General features: G+C 44.7%; 14 protein-coding genes. 1 reads left to right on the forward strand and 13 read right to left on the reverse strand.

Annotation, left to right across the window (positions count from 1 at the left end):
• Nucleotides 1–44: 44 nt before the first annotated feature.
• The 6 genes from holA to lepA form a co-directional block, all read right to left on the reverse strand.
• Nucleotides 45–1061: a DNA polymerase III subunit delta gene (gene holA / locus BXO88_RS01715; protein WP_078036057.1), complete on the reverse strand. Its 1017-nt coding sequence runs from the start codon at nucleotides 1059–1061 to the stop codon at nucleotides 45–47.
• Between the two features lie 149 nt (nucleotides 1062–1210).
• Complete coding sequence (locus BXO88_RS01720) at nucleotides 1211–2821, reverse strand: sodium/proline symporter (protein WP_078036058.1); 1611 nt, start codon at nucleotides 2819–2821, stop codon at nucleotides 1211–1213.
• Between the two features lie 259 nt (nucleotides 2822–3080).
• A complete protein-coding gene (locus BXO88_RS01725; protein WP_078036059.1) occupies nucleotides 3081–3677 on the reverse strand; it encodes a TetR/AcrR family transcriptional regulator in 597 nt (198 codons plus the stop codon).
• 22 nt (nucleotides 3678–3699) lie between these two features.
• On the reverse strand, nucleotides 3700–4890 hold the full coding sequence (gene hemW / locus BXO88_RS01730; RefSeq protein WP_078036060.1) for a radical SAM family heme chaperone HemW: 1191 nt from the start codon (nucleotides 4888–4890) through the stop codon (nucleotides 3700–3702).
• Between the two features lie 205 nt (nucleotides 4891–5095).
• Entirely contained in the window at nucleotides 5096–6121 is a 1026-nt protein-coding gene (locus tag BXO88_RS01735; RefSeq protein WP_078036061.1) for a branched-chain amino acid aminotransferase, read from the reverse strand.
• A gap of 292 nt (nucleotides 6122–6413) precedes the next feature.
• Nucleotides 6414–8228, reverse strand: a complete 1815-nt coding sequence (lepA, locus tag BXO88_RS01740) for a translation elongation factor 4 (RefSeq protein ID WP_139355484.1) — start codon at nucleotides 8226–8228, stop codon at nucleotides 6414–6416.
• Between the two features lie 217 nt (nucleotides 8229–8445).
• Between lepA and rpsT the strand changes: the two genes are divergently transcribed.
• A complete protein-coding gene (rpsT, locus tag BXO88_RS01745) occupies nucleotides 8446–8709 on the forward strand; it encodes a 30S ribosomal protein S20 (RefSeq protein ID WP_044994944.1) in 264 nt (87 codons plus the stop codon).
• A 295-nt stretch (nucleotides 8710–9004) separates the two neighbouring features.
• Here rpsT and BXO88_RS01750 read toward each other — a convergent pair whose 3' ends face one another.
• The 7 genes from BXO88_RS01750 to BXO88_RS01780 form a co-directional block, all read right to left on the reverse strand.
• On the reverse strand, nucleotides 9005–11620 hold the full coding sequence (locus tag BXO88_RS01750; RefSeq protein WP_078036063.1) for a ComEC/Rec2 family competence protein: 2616 nt from the start codon (nucleotides 11618–11620) through the stop codon (nucleotides 9005–9007).
• Nucleotides 11621–11672: 52 nt separating this feature from the next.
• Nucleotides 11673–12560 carry a DegV family protein gene (locus BXO88_RS01755; protein ID WP_078036064.1) on the reverse strand — a complete coding sequence of 296 codons (888 nt, stop codon included), beginning with the start codon at nucleotides 12558–12560 and terminating at the stop codon, nucleotides 11673–11675.
• 222 nt (nucleotides 12561–12782) lie between these two features.
• On the reverse strand, nucleotides 12783–14330 hold the full coding sequence (gpmI, locus tag BXO88_RS01760; protein ID WP_078036065.1) for a 2,3-bisphosphoglycerate-independent phosphoglycerate mutase: 1548 nt from the start codon (nucleotides 14328–14330) through the stop codon (nucleotides 12783–12785).
• Between the two features lie 280 nt (nucleotides 14331–14610).
• Nucleotides 14611–15126, reverse strand: coding sequence for a cyclic nucleotide-binding domain-containing protein (locus BXO88_RS01765; protein ID WP_078036066.1), 516 nt, complete (start codon nucleotides 15124–15126; stop codon nucleotides 14611–14613).
• A 19-nt stretch (nucleotides 15127–15145) separates the two neighbouring features.
• Nucleotides 15146–15961, reverse strand: a complete 816-nt coding sequence (locus BXO88_RS01770; protein WP_078036067.1) for a hypothetical protein — start codon at nucleotides 15959–15961, stop codon at nucleotides 15146–15148.
• Nucleotides 15962–16119: 158 nt separating this feature from the next.
• Entirely contained in the window at nucleotides 16120–16824 is a 705-nt protein-coding gene (locus BXO88_RS01775; RefSeq protein WP_078036068.1) for a hypothetical protein, read from the reverse strand.
• A 181-nt stretch (nucleotides 16825–17005) separates the two neighbouring features.
• Complete coding sequence (locus tag BXO88_RS01780) at nucleotides 17006–19099, reverse strand: FAD-binding protein (RefSeq protein ID WP_078036069.1); 2094 nt, start codon at nucleotides 19097–19099, stop codon at nucleotides 17006–17008.
• Nucleotides 19100–19165 lie beyond the last annotated feature (66 nt).

The raw sequence follows: 19165 nt of genomic DNA on the forward strand, positions 1-19165 counted from the left end.
ATTCGCATTAATTTAATGGTTTTTATAAGAGGAAAATGTATATTTCACACAGTCAAAAGCAGTTCCACAGCCATACGGTCAGAGAGGTTTCCGCTCTTTATAGCTTCATCATAATCCAGACATCTGGACAGGTAATCTTCGATACCATCCAGCGAATAATGTTTTGCCTGATTCTGAAGCTTACTAAGTATCCATGGTGTCACACCTACATATTTAGCCGCTTCCTGAGCCGTCATTCCCTTCGTTACAGACTCCTTCGTCAAAAGCAGCTGGTTAAAATTACGTCTCATAAGACTAAGTATCTTCATAGGAGCTTCCTGAAGAGTCAGAAGATCGGCATAATACTTCATGGCTCTGTCCGTATTGCCGAGACTCATTTCAGTGATCATGTCAAAAACTCTGTCTTCCACATTCTGTGAGCAGATGATCTCCACATCCTCATCCTCGATTATTTCTCTCTCCCCTGTGTAGGCGATAAGCTTTTCAAGCTCCGAGGCGATATTATCCATACTGTCTCCGGACTTCGACAAAACCAGATCCATTGTAGAGCTTCTTATCTTCTTTCCTGCATTGGAAAGATATCTGGCCGCCCATCTGCTGAGCTGTCCGTGATCCTGCACTCCCATCTCGCAGGCAAAACCGTTCTTCTGTATGACCTTATACAGCTTCCCCCTCTTATCCACATCACTCTCAATGAACATAAGATGGGCAGTATCCGGGTAATGGTCAATATCCTCGAGGAATTTAACCAGCTTCTCAGGAGGTGTCTTTTTGAACCACTGGCTGTCACCAACTATCACAAGTCTCCCATTATTATCCCCGAAGGTAAATGGTATAGTATTTAAAAGGTCTATAAGCTCATCCACATCCGGCGCTCCGTCGAAGAAGGTATATGCCATACCATCCTCACCTCCAAAAGCCTTCCTGAATGCCTTCTTATACGAAAGCTTCAGATATTCCTCTGTCCCGTATACCAGGTAATAGGGCTTGAAATCTCCGCTTTTGAGATCATCTCCAAGCTTTAAATATTCATTATCATTTTCCTTTTTTCCGTAAGCCATATAGAACTCTCCATCAAGAAATTAACAGCATTATAGCAAAATGCCTGCAGATTTACGAGCATACAAAAATGCCGCGGGACAGGCACCACGGCATTTTCAATTCACCATCGTATTTTAAAATAATAAAATTATACAGGTTTAAATCTGCATCAATCCTGAATTGCAGGCTTAGCCAAAGCATCTACACCTTCATCCTGTACAGCAAAGCCGATTTTACCTTTGCTGAGCTCAGCCACCTCATCGAAGGTCTTCTGAACCTCTTTTGAGGGGGCGAATGTGAGCAGTGATACAACTACATTGACCAGAAGTGCAACTACAAATGCAGGAAGAAGCTCATAGATGGCAAATACTCCACCCATAGGAGCAACAAGGTACTTCCATACGAAAACCATAAGTCCGCCTGCGAACATTCCGGCTGTAGCTCCGCCTCTTGAGCTTCTCTTCCAGAAAAGTGCAAGTATCATAACAGGTCCGAAAGCTGCTCCGAAACCGGCCCATGCGAAGGATACTACTCTGAACACACTGCTGTTAGGATCCCATGCAAGGAAAACACCGATGACAGCTATGGCAACTACGGTAATGCGCGCAACAAGCATAGATGTTTTCTGCTCAAGCTTGATGTGAAGGAAATCTCTCAGAATGTCCTCTGACATACTGCTGGCTGCAGCAAGAAGCTGAGAATCAGCTGTCGACATGGTCGCCGCAAGGATACCCGCCATGATGATACCTGCAATTATCGAGAAAAATACACCATTCTGACTCATAAGATCTGAAAGGCGGATGATAATAGTCTCTGACTCTGAACTGGTTTCAAGGAATGGAACCTTACCTGCCACAGAAACACTGTAACCGATAAAACCAATAAGAACAGCCACCGCCATGGAAAGGAAAGCCCACACAGCAGCGATACGTCTTGAAATCTTGATCTCCTCAGGATCTCTGATAGCCATGAATCTGAGAAGGATATGAGGCATACCGAAGTAGCCGAGTCCCCACGCGAGTGTAGATACGATAGAGAGGCCTCCGAACACAGACGCTTTTCCTGTAGCCATATCGTAGCCCTGTGTAAGATTCAGATATCCCGGAAGAGCCTTTGAATTCTCAATAACTGTGCCGATGCCTCCTGCCTGGGAAATACCAAAAACGATGATAATGAGAAGTGCTACCGTCATGACAACAGACTGGATAAGATCAGTAGTTGATACAGCAAGGAAACCGCCGAGAACTGTATATCCGATTATAACTGCAGCGCCAAGGATCATCGCCACATGATAATCCCATCCGAAAAGACTGTTAAAGAGTGTTCCCACCGCCTTAAAGCCTGAAGCTGTGTAAGGAATAAAGAAAATAAGGATGATAACCGCTGCCATGCATGACAGTGTACGCTTTCTGTCATCATATCTTCTTGAAAAGAAATCAGGAACTGTATTGGCTCCAATTTTTTCTGAATATATACGAAGTCTTTTTGCAATGAGAAGGAAGTTAAGATAAGTTCCCACAGCCAGACCAATCACAGTCCAGCCTACCTCTGCAACGCCGGCCAGATATGCAAGTCCCGGAAGTCCCATCAAGAGATAAGAGCTCATATCCGAAGCCTCTGCACTCATGGCAGTCACTATAGGATTGAGACCGCGACCTCCAAGATAGAAATTCTCAGTATCGCTGGAACCGCCTTTTCGACTGTAGTAAACACCGATTCCGATGGTCAGTCCGAGATATGCTATTATTGCGATCAACACACACATGCTTGCACTTGACATACTTTTCTCCTTTTTGATGCCCACCCCTTTAGATTTTCGCTCAGCGAAAGGATGCCACTTCTGTAAAGCTATGATTTATGCTTCACTTATTTGTTTTTCCTATATATGGGATGTACTATATCACAACTCAAATTAGACTAAAATGCAGAACGGAGTATAGACTATAGTCTATACTCCGTTCTGCATTTCTCCCATTATTCCCTTTTATTTTCTTACTTTTTCACTAGACTAAATGCAATTCCTTTTAGAAGACATCAAATTATTTTTTTAAAGAACTTCTAAATCCGTCAAGAAACATCGGCATCAGCCTGTCCGCATTTCTCACCAGAGAATACTCTCCTTCCTCCAGACACCAGTCGTAAAGAAGCGCCCTTTCGAACATGGCGTAATCATTGACTATCTGATTAACGGTGACATCATCCCTCACCTCGCCTCTGTCCTGACCCTGCTTTACGATCTGCTTGATCAGCTTGAAGTAAGTCCTCTTCCTGTCCAGAAGATGCTTTTCGCCGTGGGTGATAAGCTGAGATGAAAACATCCTTGTGATAAGCTCTATAGATACAGATGAGTCTATCATCTCAAACAACTCATGATTAAAGTAGATCAGTTTGTCCACCGCATCCATATTAGGGTCTATGACCTTCATAAGCTCCTCATATTTCTCATCGAACAAAATATTGAGGGACCCCAAAAGCGCATCCTTACTTTCAAAATAATGGTAGAAGGACCCTTTGGATGTTCCCGACTCAAAAACGATATCGTCTACTGTCGTATCGTCATATCCCTGTTCATAGAAAAGCTTCCATGCAGCCGAAACTATCTTCTGTTTTGTATTTCTTCCACTCTTCTTTGCCATTTTGTCCTCCAAAGTCGAGAGTTCAGTCCAGCAGAAACTGGCTCAGAATAACATTGGATACATCCATACCTCTCTCCGAGAAACAGTATCTATATCCCTCATGGATCACCAGACCCTGTCTGAGAAACTTCTCCATCTGATCTCCGAATACACTCATTATATCAACCTGAAACCTCAGTTTGAACTCCGTTTCAGAAACTCCCTCTATGCGCCTCATACCAAGGAACATGAACTCTTCCATCTGCTCATTCCGGCTCAGGATCTGTCTGTCTGTATGAAGCCTGGGATAGCCGGATCTCATTTCGTCCCCGAATTCCAGCTCCATATAATCTCTGAAATCCCTGGTAACATTCCATCTCTCTCCACTGAAATAGGATGCAGCTCCCAGTCCAAACCCAAGGTATGGAACATTTGACCAGTATCCGTAATTATGTCTGCATTCGAATCCGGGCTTCGCAAAATTAGACACCTCGTATCTTTCATAACCGTATTTTGCTGTAAGACTTCTGGTTATCCCGTCTATTTTCGACGCAGTTTCCTCATCCGGAAGCTGAAGCCTTCCATCCTCATACATCTTCATGAAAGGAGTTCCCTCCTCCACTATGAGATTATAGATGGACACATGCTCCGGTTTAAGCATTAACACATGCTTAAGTGTATCGCTCCAGCTTTTCTCTGTCTGTCCCGGAATATCATTCATCAGGTCTATGTTAATGTTTTTGAACCCCACCATTCTGGCATTCTGATAGCATTTGAGAAAATCTTCGTATATATGTATTCTCCCAAGAGCACGAAGCTCCTGATCGTTGGCAGACTGAAGTCCAATAGACAGTCTGTTTACGCCAGCTTCCTTATAAGCTGTGAATTTATAACGTATGGTAGAAGCCGGATTACATTCGATAGTGATCTCAGCATCATCTCTTACAACATAGTTCTTCATTATGCTCGCCATGATAACCGCTATGTGCTTCGGATCCAGTATGGTAGGTGTTCCTCCGCCTATAAATATAGTAGATATCTCACGGTCTTCCCCTAAGGAAGCCCCAAGCTCTATCTCCCGGCAGAGCTTCTCAACATATTCCGCGTGGGCCTGCTCATTCATCGGATAGGACAAAAAATCACAATAATTACATTTTTTTGCGCAAAAGGGTATATGTATATAAAGTTCCAGTTGCTTCTCGTCAGCCGGATCTATAATTCTTCTGTCAGACATTTACACTCCTGTTGCCGTACTCTATTAAGTCTGTGACTTTGCGGCAATTTAATTTATCACAGTCATGATAAAACTTCAAATTTGTAAAAAAAGACCTGCCGCCATGCGACAGGTCCAAATCTTATACGTGATGTATTTCGTCAGCTCAATTTCATGATTCCTGTTCCGAATAGTAAAATGCATCATCAAAATTTTATAGCTATGATCAGCAAACGTGATGGATCCAGCCCTCCGGAGCCTCGATCTTTCCGCTCTGGATACCTGTGATGGTGCTGTAAAGCTCGCCGATAACTTCTCCGGCCTTTTCCATACCTGATGGAAGCAGGATCTCTTCACCTGCATTTACGATTCTGCCTACAGGTGAAATGACCGCAGCTGTTCCGCAGAGACCACACTCCTTGAAGCCCTTGATCTCCTCGAACTTAACAGGTCTCTCATCAACAGTAAGATGCAGATAATGCTCTGCGATATATACGATAGAGCGTCTTGTGATAGAAGGAAGAATAGACGGTGACTTAGGCACTACAAGCTTGCCTTCTGCATCTACGAAGATAGCATTGGAACCGCCTGTCTCTTCAACATATGTTCTGCTTGCAGGATCAAGATAAAGATTCTCGGCAAAACCTGCTGAATGTGCAAGCACTGATGAATGTAAGCTCATGGCATAGTTAAGTCCTGCCTTTACAGCGCCTGTTCCGCGAGGTGCTGCTCTGTCATAGTCGGATACCTGAATAGAGATAGGTGTAGCGCCACCCTTGTAGTATGGTCCTACCGGTGTTGCAAATACTCTGAATTGATACTCGTCAGCAGGCTTTACACCGATAACAACACCTGTTGCAAACTGATACGGTCTAATGTAAAGAGAAGCGCCTGATCCGAATGGAGGTACCCAGTCGAGATTGCCCTTAACGACCTGATCGATGGCATCGATGAACTGTTCCTTCGGGAATGGAGGCATCTCAAGCCTCTGTGCGGATGTGTAGATTCTCTCTGCATTAAGGTCCGGGCGGAAACATACTACAGAACCATCCTCCCATGTGTAGGCCTTCAATCCTTCAAATACCTGCTGGCAATACTGAAGAATACCTGCTGACTCGTTGAGTGTCACATTTGCATCATCGATAAGCGAGCCTGCGTCCCACTTTCCATCCTTATAGTTAGAAACATATCTCTTGTCAGTTGCGCGATAAACGAAACCTATATTTGCCCAATCAAGGTCCTTTTTAGCCATGTTAATTTTCTCCTTTCACGGCGCCCCTTAACGCCGTTCTTTTTCACAAGTATAGTCTCAAAAAAAACTGTTTTCAACGAAAGAAAATACATAATATTCTTATACAAGCTATAACCTATTGTGATTTTATCATTTTCCATCTTCACTGATAGTTATATCAGCCTTTAGGAACTTTTCTATTTACCACCGTATTTCATTCAGATCAATCAGCCTCTGATCAAGGGACAGGCATGAAGTATTGAATAAAAAGAGACCATACCGCACTGCGAAATGGTCTCAACAAAAAATCTTCTTATTCAGAATCCAGTTTAAGAACTGACATGAACGCACTCTGCGGAATCTCAACGTTTCCGAACTGACGCATCCTGCGCTTTCCTTCCTTCTGCTTTTCCAGAAGCTTCTTCTTACGGGATATATCACCACCGTAGCACTTTGCAAGAACGTCCTTGCGAAGTGCCTTGACAGTCTCTCTTGCCTGTACATGACCGCCGATAGCAGCCTGAATAGGGATCTCGAAGAGCTGGCGAGGAATCTCATTCTTGAGCTTCTCACACATCTTCTTTCCACGCTCATAAGCAGAATCCGCATGAACGATGAAGCTCAGCGCATCGATGATCTGCTTGTTTACGAGAATATCCAGCTTCACCATCTTACTGGTCTGATATCCCTTAAGCTCATAATCAAAGGAAGCGTATCCCTTTGAACGTGACTTGATAGCATCGAAGAAATCATAGATGATCTCATTAAGCGGCATATCATACTTAAGTATGGCACGGTTTGCCTCGATATATTCTGTTCCCTTATATACGCCTCGACGCTCCTGACAAAGGGTCATGATGGAACCCATGAACTCAGGTGTAACCATGATCTCCGCCTCTACGATAGGCTCCTCCATATGATCGATTTCCGAAGGATCCGGAAGATTTGCCGGATTGGAAAGCTCTATCATGGTTCCGTCAGTCTTGTATATGTGGTAAACAACAGATGGTGCTGTAGTTACGAGATCAAGATTGTATTCTCTTTCCAGACGTTCCTGAACTACATCAAGATGGAGAAGTCCCAGGAAACCGCAACGGAAACCGAAGCCAAGAGCCTGTGAAGTCTCCGGCTCATACTGAAGAGCCGCATCATTTAACTGAAGCTTTTCAAGAGCATCTCTGAGATCCGGATATCTCATGGTATCCGCAGGATAGATTCCACAGTAAACCATGGACTGAACCTTCTTGTATCCCGGAAGCGGTTTATCTGCCGGACGGTTTGCATCAGTAACTGTATCACCGACGCGGGTCTCTCTGATATCCTTTATGGAGGCTGTAATGTAACCTACCATTCCTGCTGACAGCTCCTCGCAAGGAATAAATCTGCCGGGAGCGAAATAACCGACCTCTGTAACATCAAACTCAGCCTTGCTTGCCATGAGTCTGATACGGGTGCCAACCTTGACAGTACCCTCCTTGACACGGCAGAAAATGATAACTCCGCGGTAATTGTCATAAAGAGAATCGAAAATAAGCGCCTGAAGCGGATTGTCAGGTGAGCCTTCCGGTGCCGGAAGCTTCTTAACCAGTGCTTCGAGAACCTCCTGAACGTTTTCACCCGTTTTTGCCGAAATCCTCGGAGCGTCCATCGCCTCGATACCGATGACATCCTCCACCTCTTCTGCAACGCGGTCAGGATCAGCAGACGGAAGGTCTATCTTGTTGATGACCGGGAGTATCTCCAGATCATGGTCAAGGGCAAGGTAAGTGTTTGCCAGAGTCTGTGCCTGGATTCCCTGTGTAGCATCAACTATAAGTATGGCTCCGTCACAGGCTGCAAGTGCACGGGATACCTCATAGTTAAAGTCTACATGTCCCGGTGTATCGATGAGGTTGAATATATACTCCTCGCCGTCCTTTGCAGTATAGATCACTCGTGTCGTCTGTGACTTGATGGTGATCCCTCGCTCTCTCTCGATATCCATGTTATCGAGAACCTGAGACTGCATCTCTCTTTCGGTAAGTGTACCAGTCATCTCGATGATACGGTCTGCCAATGTTGACTTACCGTGATCGATATGAGCTATGATACAGAAATTTCTGATTTTTGACTGATCAATATTTTTAATATCTGCCATCTTTTTTCCTATTTTAATTCTAATCCTTCGTTTTTGTGCAAATATACTATCATATTGTGACGCTTTTTGCCAACATAATCATTTTATTCTCTTGACAGGGATAGGGCTTTTATATATGATAGTTGAGCGTGTTTTCAAACTGTCCGTGTCCGGTATTTGAAAACAGCACACAAAAGATATTAATATCATATGAAAGGAGATATTTCCAATGGCAAACATTAAATCCGCTAAGAAGAGAATCCTTGTTGCAGCTACAAGATATGAGCGTAACAAGTCAATTCGTTCAGAAGTTAAGACATACATCAAGAGAGTATACGCAGCAGTTGAGGCTGGTGACAAGGCTAAGGCTCAGGATGCTCTTAAGATGGCACAGAAGAAGATCAGCATGGCTCACAGCAAGGGCGTTCTTAAGGCAAACAACGCTTCAAGAAAGGTTGCTAAGCTTTACAAGGCTGTTGATGCAATGAACTAATTTGCGCTTTGCGCCGGAAATCTTTGATCAGGATTTCTGCTTTTCAAGTCGTTCTTGAAATAAAAAACTTTGTAAGTAACGTTACTCACAAAGACCAGCGGTTAACCCACCGCTGGTTTTTTTAGTGCATAAGTCCCGTATCAGGCGGCTATGCAGACTGCAAGCTCGCTTGCAAGGATGCATAGACATCTGATACGACAACAGAAATGAGGAAGTAGGCCGACAGGCCGGATTCCGAATTTCTGTAGCATGACGAAAGCGTCAGCGAAGTCATGCGTGGGGCTTTATGCACTTTTTATTCAGCCCTCACTGGATAATATATTTCATACCCCTCCCCACTACTCACTATTCTTATTTCACCCGTCTTCGCCGTCTCAAGCGGCTCTATTCCGAATCTCTCCAGGATCTCCATGGTCTCCTTATGAGGATGACCGTAATCATTGTCCTTACCGTAGCTTATGATTCCATACTCCGGCCTCATTCTCTCAAGGAGCTCACCCGAAGTAGAAGTGGAACTTCCATGATGCCCCAGCTTAAGAACATCGATATCAAATCTGTCATTCTCATCATGCCCTTCTCCCGATGCCTCCTCTGACCACTCTCCTCCATTCATTTCAGCTTCAATATCCTCCATATGATCAAGCATCTTATATTCACACTCCTTATCCATATCCCCGGTGAACAGCATACTGAAATCCCCGTAGCTTAAAAGCATCCCTATGGAATGACTGTTTGCCTCCGGAATATAAGCATTGTCCATAGGATAAAGCCCCTGCAGTCTCAGACTTCCCGTTTCAAGAAGGCTGCCTGCACCAAAATACTTTAGCTGAGTCCCCGTCTTTGCCGCAGCATATCGAAGCTTGTCATATCGCTTGTCAGCCTCCGCTGAATACGGCAGAAAAAGCCGCTTCACAGACAGATCATCCTCTTCCTCAAGCATCTGCAGCATGCCGCTGTAATGATCAGAATCACAGTGGGTAACGAAAGCTGCATCTATGGTATCAATAGCCTGAGACTCGAGATATGGTACCAGTCTGTTCTCTGCAAGTTTCTTCTCAGAGCTTGAACCGCCATCTACCGTTATAACGAGGCCATCACATCTTATGACTGTACCATCTCCCTGTCCTACATCCAGCACAGTAACTTCAAGTCCCTCCGGAGCCTTTGGAATAAGCATATAAACAGCAAGAAGAATCACAAGACCTGAAACCTTCGGAAGCTCTCTGTAAAGCCTCTCCTTTCCTCCCTTTAGTCTGCCCTTCTTTTTTATATCCTTTAGATAGAGTGTAAGCACAAGCAGTGTCAAAAGAAACGTATAGTATATGATGATACCGGAATCCGACGGTCTTCCCAAAAGAAGCGAGGCGTAATGGATCTCCGAGATACGGCTGCAAAGTTCCGTATAAAATCCCAGCAGATAATGTCCTGAGCCCATGGCCGCTATCCCAAGAGTGATGGAGAAAACAGACAACACCACCGCCAGCAATCCACTGTATATCACATATCCCATGAATGGCAGCACTAAAAAATTCAGAAGCAGTCCATAAAGAGGAAATCTGAAAAAATGATACAGGACCAGAGGCAGCGTACAGATTTGCAGAATCATTGACATAAACACTCCATTCAGAACATCATGCCCCTGATGTGGCAGCTCCATACCTATTCCCAGTGCAAATACCGCCATAAAGCTAAGCTGAAATCCCGAACCAAATATGATATAGGGCTCTGCACCAACAAGAAGAATACAGGAAAGCGAAAGAGCAGTCAGCATATCATAACTTCTTCCCACTGCTTCACCAAGAAACTTCATAAGAAGCATGATAACCGCCCTCATTGCGGAACCCGAGCTTCCGGTAAATATACCGTAACTAAGTACCAGTACCGCAGCAAGGCTCCCGGCTGTCTTTTTATCGGCTCCGCATTTCCTCAAAAGCCCGTGAAAGCCTGCACCGATTATAGACAAATGCAGACCCGAAACCGCAAGTATATGTGCTATTCCGTTCCTCTGATAAAGTGCTCTCAGTTCCTTATCCATGGAGGACTTCTCCCCCGCAAGAAGCGCCTTATATATTCCGGAATCCTCTTCTTCCGCTATTTCATCCAGAAGACCGCATAACCCCATCCTCACTTTCTGTAATCCGGTTCTGAAGGGCTCAGGCTCTCCTCCTGTCACCTGCAGTCTATCCCCATACATGGAACCGCTTATGCCTACAGATCTGTAATATAGCCCGAAATCAAACTCGCCTTCGTTATGGGGCTCCTCAGGTAGGACCATTTTGCCGTAAACCTCCACCTCCTCACCCGGATATGGTCCGGTCACAGTGTAAGCATTGTCCATCTTTACAGATGCTTCCGCTGCCGCATGCCCGCCGGCTTCTTCCATCCACCCGGCACTTCTGTCCGGGCTCCCTGACGCAGCACCCCTTTTCAGATATACCATGATCTTCCCTACATCTCTGTCATATCGTCTCTTCATCTCCTCCGGTGCATCCGGTGCCAATGTCTCTCTACTGCCATAGGCGTTAGAGAGTTTTCCGTCTCTTATCACCAGCCTTTCGTTCTTCTCCGACAGGCTATAGCTCTCCACTACGCCCCTCAAAACCACATTAAGCTGAGAGAACTCTTCTATGCTGCTCTTTTGAGCCTCCATTTTGCCGTACTCCGACCTGTATCTGAGCACCCCGAAAAAGAACAGCGCAAAAAGAAGTGCAACCGCACCCCTACTCAACTTTTTACTTTTATATCCATGGAAAAGTATCCCGCAGAAAAGAACTCCCGCGGTCATTCTGAGATAAAGCCCAGCTTCAACTGCCGTTACACACACTCCAAGTACGAACACCATCGCAATCAGAAGCATAGGTCTTTTGTAATTCATGGGAATGATGATAACAGAAAAGACCGGTTCCCGCAAGAACCGGTCCTGATAAAAACTGTTTTCATTTTCTTATGACTTCATATAATTCTCACTTAAGCTCTGCCGGACGCTCTATAACAGCAGCTCCGAGACCGTTCTGACCTATATGACAGCTTATAAGAAGTGACAGCGGATTCACCACTATTTCAGCATTGAGACGATCAGGAAACTCTGCCTTCATCTCCTCTGCAAATGCCTCTGCCTGCTCAGGGTTGTCTGTATACGCAACACATACATAGCAGTTATTCATATCCTTATCACCGAGGCGCTCTGAAAGTTCATTCTTAAGCCCCCTTATGATAGCCTCTCTTACCTGCTTTGTAGTTCTCACCTTCGTGTAGGAATCGAGCTTTCCGCCATAAGTGATGCCAAGCACAGGCTTGATATGAAGCAGAGTTCCGATGGCAGCCGCAACCGGAGTTATACGTCCGCCCTTCTTGAGATACTTCAGGGTATCAACTCCTATATATATCTGGTTGCTCTCAGATTCACGATTGATGATATCGCAGATCGCCTGTCCGTCATAGCCCTTTGCTGCAAGCTCTGTAGCAAAGATACAATACTGTCTCTGAGTTACAGAAACACCCTTGTCATCCGGTACGAAAACCCTGCCCTCGTACTTGTCTTCATGACTCAACATCATAGCCGTCTGTGTCGAACCTGAAAGTCCGGAAGTAAGCGGAATATGTACCACCTGGTCACAGGTCTCCAAAAGTTCGTCCCATACCTTCATAACATCATCAGGACTTGGCTGAGACGTCGCAACATCACAGTCATCCTGAAGCTTCGTAAAGAACTCTTCTCTGGTAATGTTTACGTCCTCAAAAAATTCCTGTCCATCTATACGGAATGGCATCGGCACCACACGTATACCGAGCTTCTTGCCCTCTTCCTGTGTGATACCACTTCCGGAGTCTGTTGAAACCCCAATTCTCATAAACTACACCTCTTATCGTTCCTAATGTCAGTCCTCTTATGCTAAGTAACTCTTATTTTACGAAGAACTGCTATCCATGGCAAGCCCCCTAAAGACCGGCCACTTTCAAAATAGTATCTTTATAGGCTGAGCGGATGCCTCTCACGAAACACCCGCTCTTATATTTAGTATTATAAATACAGTTTATACCTTAAACGTAACCCTTGAATAATACTATAATATTCACTTTTCTGCAATAAGAGATTTTCCTGTCATTTCCTGAGGCTTTTCTATATCCATCATCTGAAGGAGTGTAGGAGCGAGGTCACAAAGGGCTCCTCCCTCACGAAGCTTCCAGTCAGGATTTGAATTTACAAGGATGAATGGAACAGGATTTGTTGTATGGGCTGTCCATGGTTCACCTGTCTCATAATTGATCATCATATCAGCATTACCATGATCCGCACAGATGATCATCTGTCCGCCCACTTCCTTGAGAGAATCAACAACCTTGCCTACAGCCTCATCAACTACCTCGATAGCCTTAACAGCTGATGGGATAACACCTGTATGTCCAACCATGTCAGGGTTTGCGAAGTTTGCAATGATCATATCATACTTACCTGACTTTATGGCATCACAAAGCTTCTCACAAACCTCAGGACATGACATCTGAGGCTTAAGATCATAAGTAGGAACATCCTTCGGTGATGGAACGAGAACTCTGTCCTCACCCTCATTCGGCTCCTCAACACCGCCGTTGAAGAAGAAGGTTACATGAGCATACTTCTCTGTTTCGGCGATACGAAGCTGCTTAAGTCCAAGAGATGAAACATATTCACCGAGTGTCTTCGTGATGGACTGCTTAGGGAATGCGATCTCCTTATTCGGAATAGTAGGATCATAATCTGTGAAACATACAAACTTTGTATCAAGTCTCTTTCCTCTATCGAAGAAATCAAATTCGTCATCACAGAAGCAGTGAGTCATCTCACGTGCACGATCCGGACGGAAATTATAGAAAATGCAGGAATCTCCATCCTCGATCACATGTACAGGCTTTCCGTCCTTCTCGATCACACATGGAACAACGAATTCATCGAGAACCCCGTTGTCATAGGACTGCTGTATAGCCTTAAATGCTGAAGGAGCCTTATCTCCCTCTCCCTTTGTCATGGCATCATATGCCTTAACAACTCTGTCATAGTTCTTGTCACGGTCCATAGCATAGTAACGTCCGGAAATCATAGCGATCTCTCCTACGCCAAGCTCAGCCATCTTCTCCTCAACCTGAGCGAGGAAGCTCTTTCCCGAATCAGGCGGTGTATCACGACCATCAAGGAAAGCATAGAGATAAACCTTCTTGAGCCCGTTTTTCTTGGCAAGCTCAAGAATTCCGTAGATGTGCTCGATGTGAGAATGCACACCTCCGTCAGAAACAAGACCGAACATGTTGAGGGCAGAATCATTCTTCTTACAGTTCTCAACCGCACCGAGAAGTGCAGGATTTGTGAAGAAATCACCGTCCTGAATAGACTTTGTTATCCTTGTGAGATCCTGATAAATGATACGGCCTGCGCCCATATTCATGTGTCCGACCTCTGAATTACCCATCTGTCCGTCCGGAAGACCTACATAAAGGCCTGATGCCTGTCCCTGAACAAAAGGATACTCAGCCTGAAGCTTATCCATCACAGGAGTTTTCGCCATAGCGATAGCATTTCCTTCAGGATTCGGATTAATTCCATAACCGTCAAGTATCAGCAGAACTACAGGTTTCTTATCTGTCATAGTAACCATCCTTCTATAAAAACATATACATAAAAATTATAAGTATGCTGTGAATGCCAATGTTTATCCCACTCACTCCGCATAATCAGGCTCTTTGCTCCATGTAATATATATGCCAGTTATGAAGCCCCGAACCTCACATCAGTTTATTACAAATGCTCCGGAGCGTCAATTGTCCGGAGCAAACTTTGTTAATAAATATACAATTTTGTTTTCATCATCAGTTTTACAGCATGTCAGGTTCCGTTTCTCGTTAAATCATTTTTTCCTGCCTTTGTATCTACCCCTTTGAATCTACCAGATACTCCTCAGGCATGATACTCTTCTCAACATATTTCAATACGTACTGTTTGAGTTTCATCTCGATACATTCATCAAGACTGTTCTCCTTGGGAATCTGACTTAAAATTTCCTTTATATCGTTCATCAGCATAGAGATATTTCTATTCTGCGTCACTATAACACCTGCCATGCTGCGCATGATTCCTACCATATTGCTTCTATTATCAACCAGAAACTGCTCCAGCTGATTTTCACCGACCTTCATAAGAAGTGCATCTTCGATAGCAACCGCCGTGTACACCTGCGGCTTACCCGTAAGCATGGAAACTTCACCGAAAAACTTGCCCTCCGAAAGGACTCCGAGGATATTTTCATGAGGCTCTTTATATCCTACATAAAGTGCCACCTTCCCCTGCAAGACCTTATACATATATGGATTTATTTCATTTTCATGAAATATGACATCCCCATCATTGTACTTTCTCATTACACCATCAACGAGCATACTATCCATATGTTTCCTACCTCCTAATTTAATAATTCTGCTTTATCACATCATAAGGATTTACCACTTCCCATGTGCCGTCAATATATCGAATCTTTATTCCTGCTATGGCATAGGTACTGATATTACCGCCGTGCCATGTCTTATCAAGCGCAACGCAATTATCAAAGGTCTTTGCATAATCCGTGACTGTGTAAGGATCCGCCTTGACAACTGTTCCATCGGAAGCAAGAATATACTTTCCGCAGACCCCGGCATCATCCGGATAAAACGGTCCTGACACCGTTTTTTCAGTTGTCGAACAGCCTGTCACATCACAGTACACCACATTATGCAAAGCATCATACGGCGTTACCGTAAAGCTGATACTGCTGATGATCTTCCCGGAAGAATTGATGAAGTATATATTAGGAGAGATCCAGCCGTCCTTAGTCATATGGGCTCTCATATATTTTATCTCGATCGGCTTGACCGGATTATACCTGTCCATACTCTTTCCGTCAGCTCCCACATATTGACCATCCTTAGTATAGGTATTTGTGAGCATCTTCCCGGAATAATCCACATATTTTGACTCTATCCACCGGTCTGTAGCCAGAGCTCCGTCCGGCTCAAAGTAGTACCAGCAGTCTCCTATGAGTGTCCACCCGGTAACCATATGCCCGGAAGAGTCCAGATAATATTGTTTCCCTCCCTCATAGAACCACTGGTCCGTACAATAAGATCCTTTATTATCAAGAAGTCTCCAGCCTTCTCCATCCTGCTGCCACTCAAGGGCATAGGATGTCATAGATAAACATGCAAAAAGCATTATGATAATACCAAATATGAATCTCTTCCCCATCGCATCCCCCTAAAACCTTTTCGGCAATCCTCAGGCAACATAACGAATCATACACAAATATACTTCGGCTTTCTGCTTGGGAAAAATAATACATTTCGGTAACAAAGAAAAAAAGAAGGTCCTCTCAGACCCTCTTTCATAGTTATCCTATATCTGATTCATTCAAATCCATGTACAGACAGCTTGATGATATATCCGTTGGCATCAAACTCTGTCGCACAGCCGATGGTACAAAGCGACGGAGTCTTGTATTCAAAAAGAGATCCATACATATGATAGATCTGCTCAGCCGTTTTCACAGAGCTTACCCCTGTATTGTAATCATAAAAATCCACAGTCGCACTCTTTCTGACAAACACAGGACCTGAAGCTATGGTCTCATAACCATGTTCATCATACTCGTCGAAAATCGCGCCTTTTACAACAGCATTGGGAATCTCATAGTAAGTACTGCAATCATGAATAATGCCATCCTTACTTTCGATTATCTGGACAGCTCTGCCATTATAGCTAAGCGTCTTTTCTCCCCAGTTTATTTCATCATCAACTACCGGAGAATTGAATATAGTAAGTCCTATAGAGCTTACCGGGTTTTCAACTTTAGACATATTTGCATCTCTGCCGTCCCAGCGTCCATCAGGTCCCACATAGTACCCGTCAGGTGTATAAGCATCGGTAAGCATGATTCCATCGCTTCCCAGAAAGTATGGTCCTACCCAGCGATTTCTAACGAAATCACCGTTATAATCTCTGTATCTCCACTTATCTCCATCCTTCTCCCACTGATCGGCGAGAGACGCCACTGTACATACTGTAGAGATCACCACTGCTGCAAGCAGCACCTTTACCATTTTCCCACTCATTGGACCCTCCTTACTACGCTGTCTGTTACTCACCACAGACGGCATATGTATTTTCTTCTCATTATATCCTACTTGAATCAGGCATCATAGCTGCTTTTTATGCCAATATTTCTGCCCGACTATCAGTAAAGGCGTCCGGAAAACCGGACGCCCTGACATTTAAAAGGTATTATTCTTCAAATTACTCTTCGATACCTGCCATTACCTTGATGGACTTCATTGCGAATGTAAGTGAACGTCCACAGGCGATACCAGCCATGAGGCATGGATAGTTGTTAGCGAAGAATGAACCTGACATATCACCACCGATGTAGAGACCAGGAATTACATTGTTCTCATCATCAAGTGCCTGTGTCTTCTCATTGATAGAGATACCCTGCTCTGTAGTGAGGAGGGAAGCTCCCAGCCAGCAACCATAGAAAGGAGCTGTCTTGATAGCGGAAAGACGAACCTTCATCTTACCGAAGTCCTCATCCTCCTGCTTGTCATAGAGTTCGTTGTAACGCTCAACTGTTGCAAGGAAGTTCTTCTTATCATCATCCTTGAAGCCGAGCTTGTCTGCAAGCTCTTCGATGGTGTCAGCCTTAAATACAAGTCCGTCGCCTGTCTCCTCGCTGTGGTCTGCAAGCTGCTTGTCAACATAGCCGGGGATATTTCTTGACTGTGCCGAGCATCCGATAGTGTGGAATCTCTTGATATCATCCATGTAGTTCGCATCCATAATCTGTGCATATACATGGCCAGGCTGATGAGCCGCTGCATAAACGATATCGTTGTATGGGCTTGACTCGTTTGCGAAACGAACGCCGTGACGGTTCACCTTAAGGAATGGCTGTGTTCCCGGATTGTACTGTCTGACTGTTCCAGGGAAAGCCTTTCCTCCGAAGGATGACGGGCTCTCAACATAACCTGAATCAACACCCGGGGCTACAAGTCCACGGTCGAAAAGCATAGGAGCTGACTCTGCATCAAGGTGAGCTCCTGCCCATACTGCTGCACGGATTCCATAACCCTTATCAGCAGGGCTGAAAGAACATGCTGTAGTTACAGATGTTCCAAGCGGATCAAGCTGCTGCATCATGTATGGATTTCCAGGATATCCGCCGCAGGCAAGAAGTACACCCTGCTTAGCATTGTAACGAACAAGGTCTCCTGACTCTGTTCTCTGTGCGATAACGCCTGTTACTCTTCCTGTGTCATCCTTCTCAAGCTTTACAAGAGCAGTCTTGAAGTCGACATCGTATCCTTCCTTCTGAATAACCTCAAGGAATACCTCGTTCCTCTGCATTCCGTACTCTGACTCTGATGCTCTGTAGTTGTGCTCCTGCTCAGGGAATACAAAAGTTGTATTCTCATCGCTCTCAGGCCAACGGGCTTCCTCACCGGCAGTAAAATCACACTTCCAGTTATATGGCTCGTTCTCAAGGATGCCTGCTACGAAATCATGCATTGCAGCTGACTCGTTCATCCATACATTTACTACTCTCTGATCGCACTTACCTGATGCATAGCGGCTGATCTCTGAAAGAAGCTTCTTCTTATCAACAGAAGATCCTGCTGCCTTTGCTGCAGAACTGTTGATTGCACCGTACCAGTGACGTGTATCCTGAACAACAGCGTTCTGCTCTATAACGCGGAAGTTAAGCCCCTGCTTTGCAGCATAAACTGCAGCCATCATACCTGCATTACCTGCACCAACGATAAGGATATCTGTATCTACAGTCTCCTTAACATCTGCATCGTCAACAATAGGCTCCTCACCAAGCCAGTCCTCATCAGAACCTGTCGGGATAAGCTCGCCAGTTGCTGCAACAGCCTCTCCCTTTGCCTGTGCGATACAGTTAGCAGCTGCCTTCTTTACAGCATCTGATGTGATAGTTGCACCTGATACACCGTCGAACTCTGCTGACTGTGCATCCATAAGTGCTTTCTGAAGATCCTCAGCTGCAACACCGCCGATAGATGGTGTCTCACCTGCTGCATCGATCTTTACATCTGTGATGGATGTCTCATCAAAAGTCATGGTAACAGTAACCTTTGAACTGATTCCATCTGCACCTGCTGTGTATGTACCAGGTGTGTAGACAGCACCTCCAGCAGCCTGAGTAGCAGCAGCTGTTGTCTCGGCAGCGGCGGCTGTAGTTCCTGCTGCGGCTGTAGTTGCCTGAGGAACCTCATTTCCTGAAGAACATGCTGTAAGGGAACCAAGACCTGCGATAACTGCGGTAGCACTGATTCCCTTAAGAAAATCTCTTCTTGTAAGTTTGTCTGACATAATGTAACCTCCCTTTAATAACTCATGATTAACTAGCAATAATCCCCTATGAATAACTTGTTATTT

It is taken from the genome of Oribacterium sp. C9, assembly GCF_002007235.1.
Classification (GTDB): Bacteria; Bacillota; Clostridia; order Lachnospirales; family Lachnospiraceae; genus Oribacterium.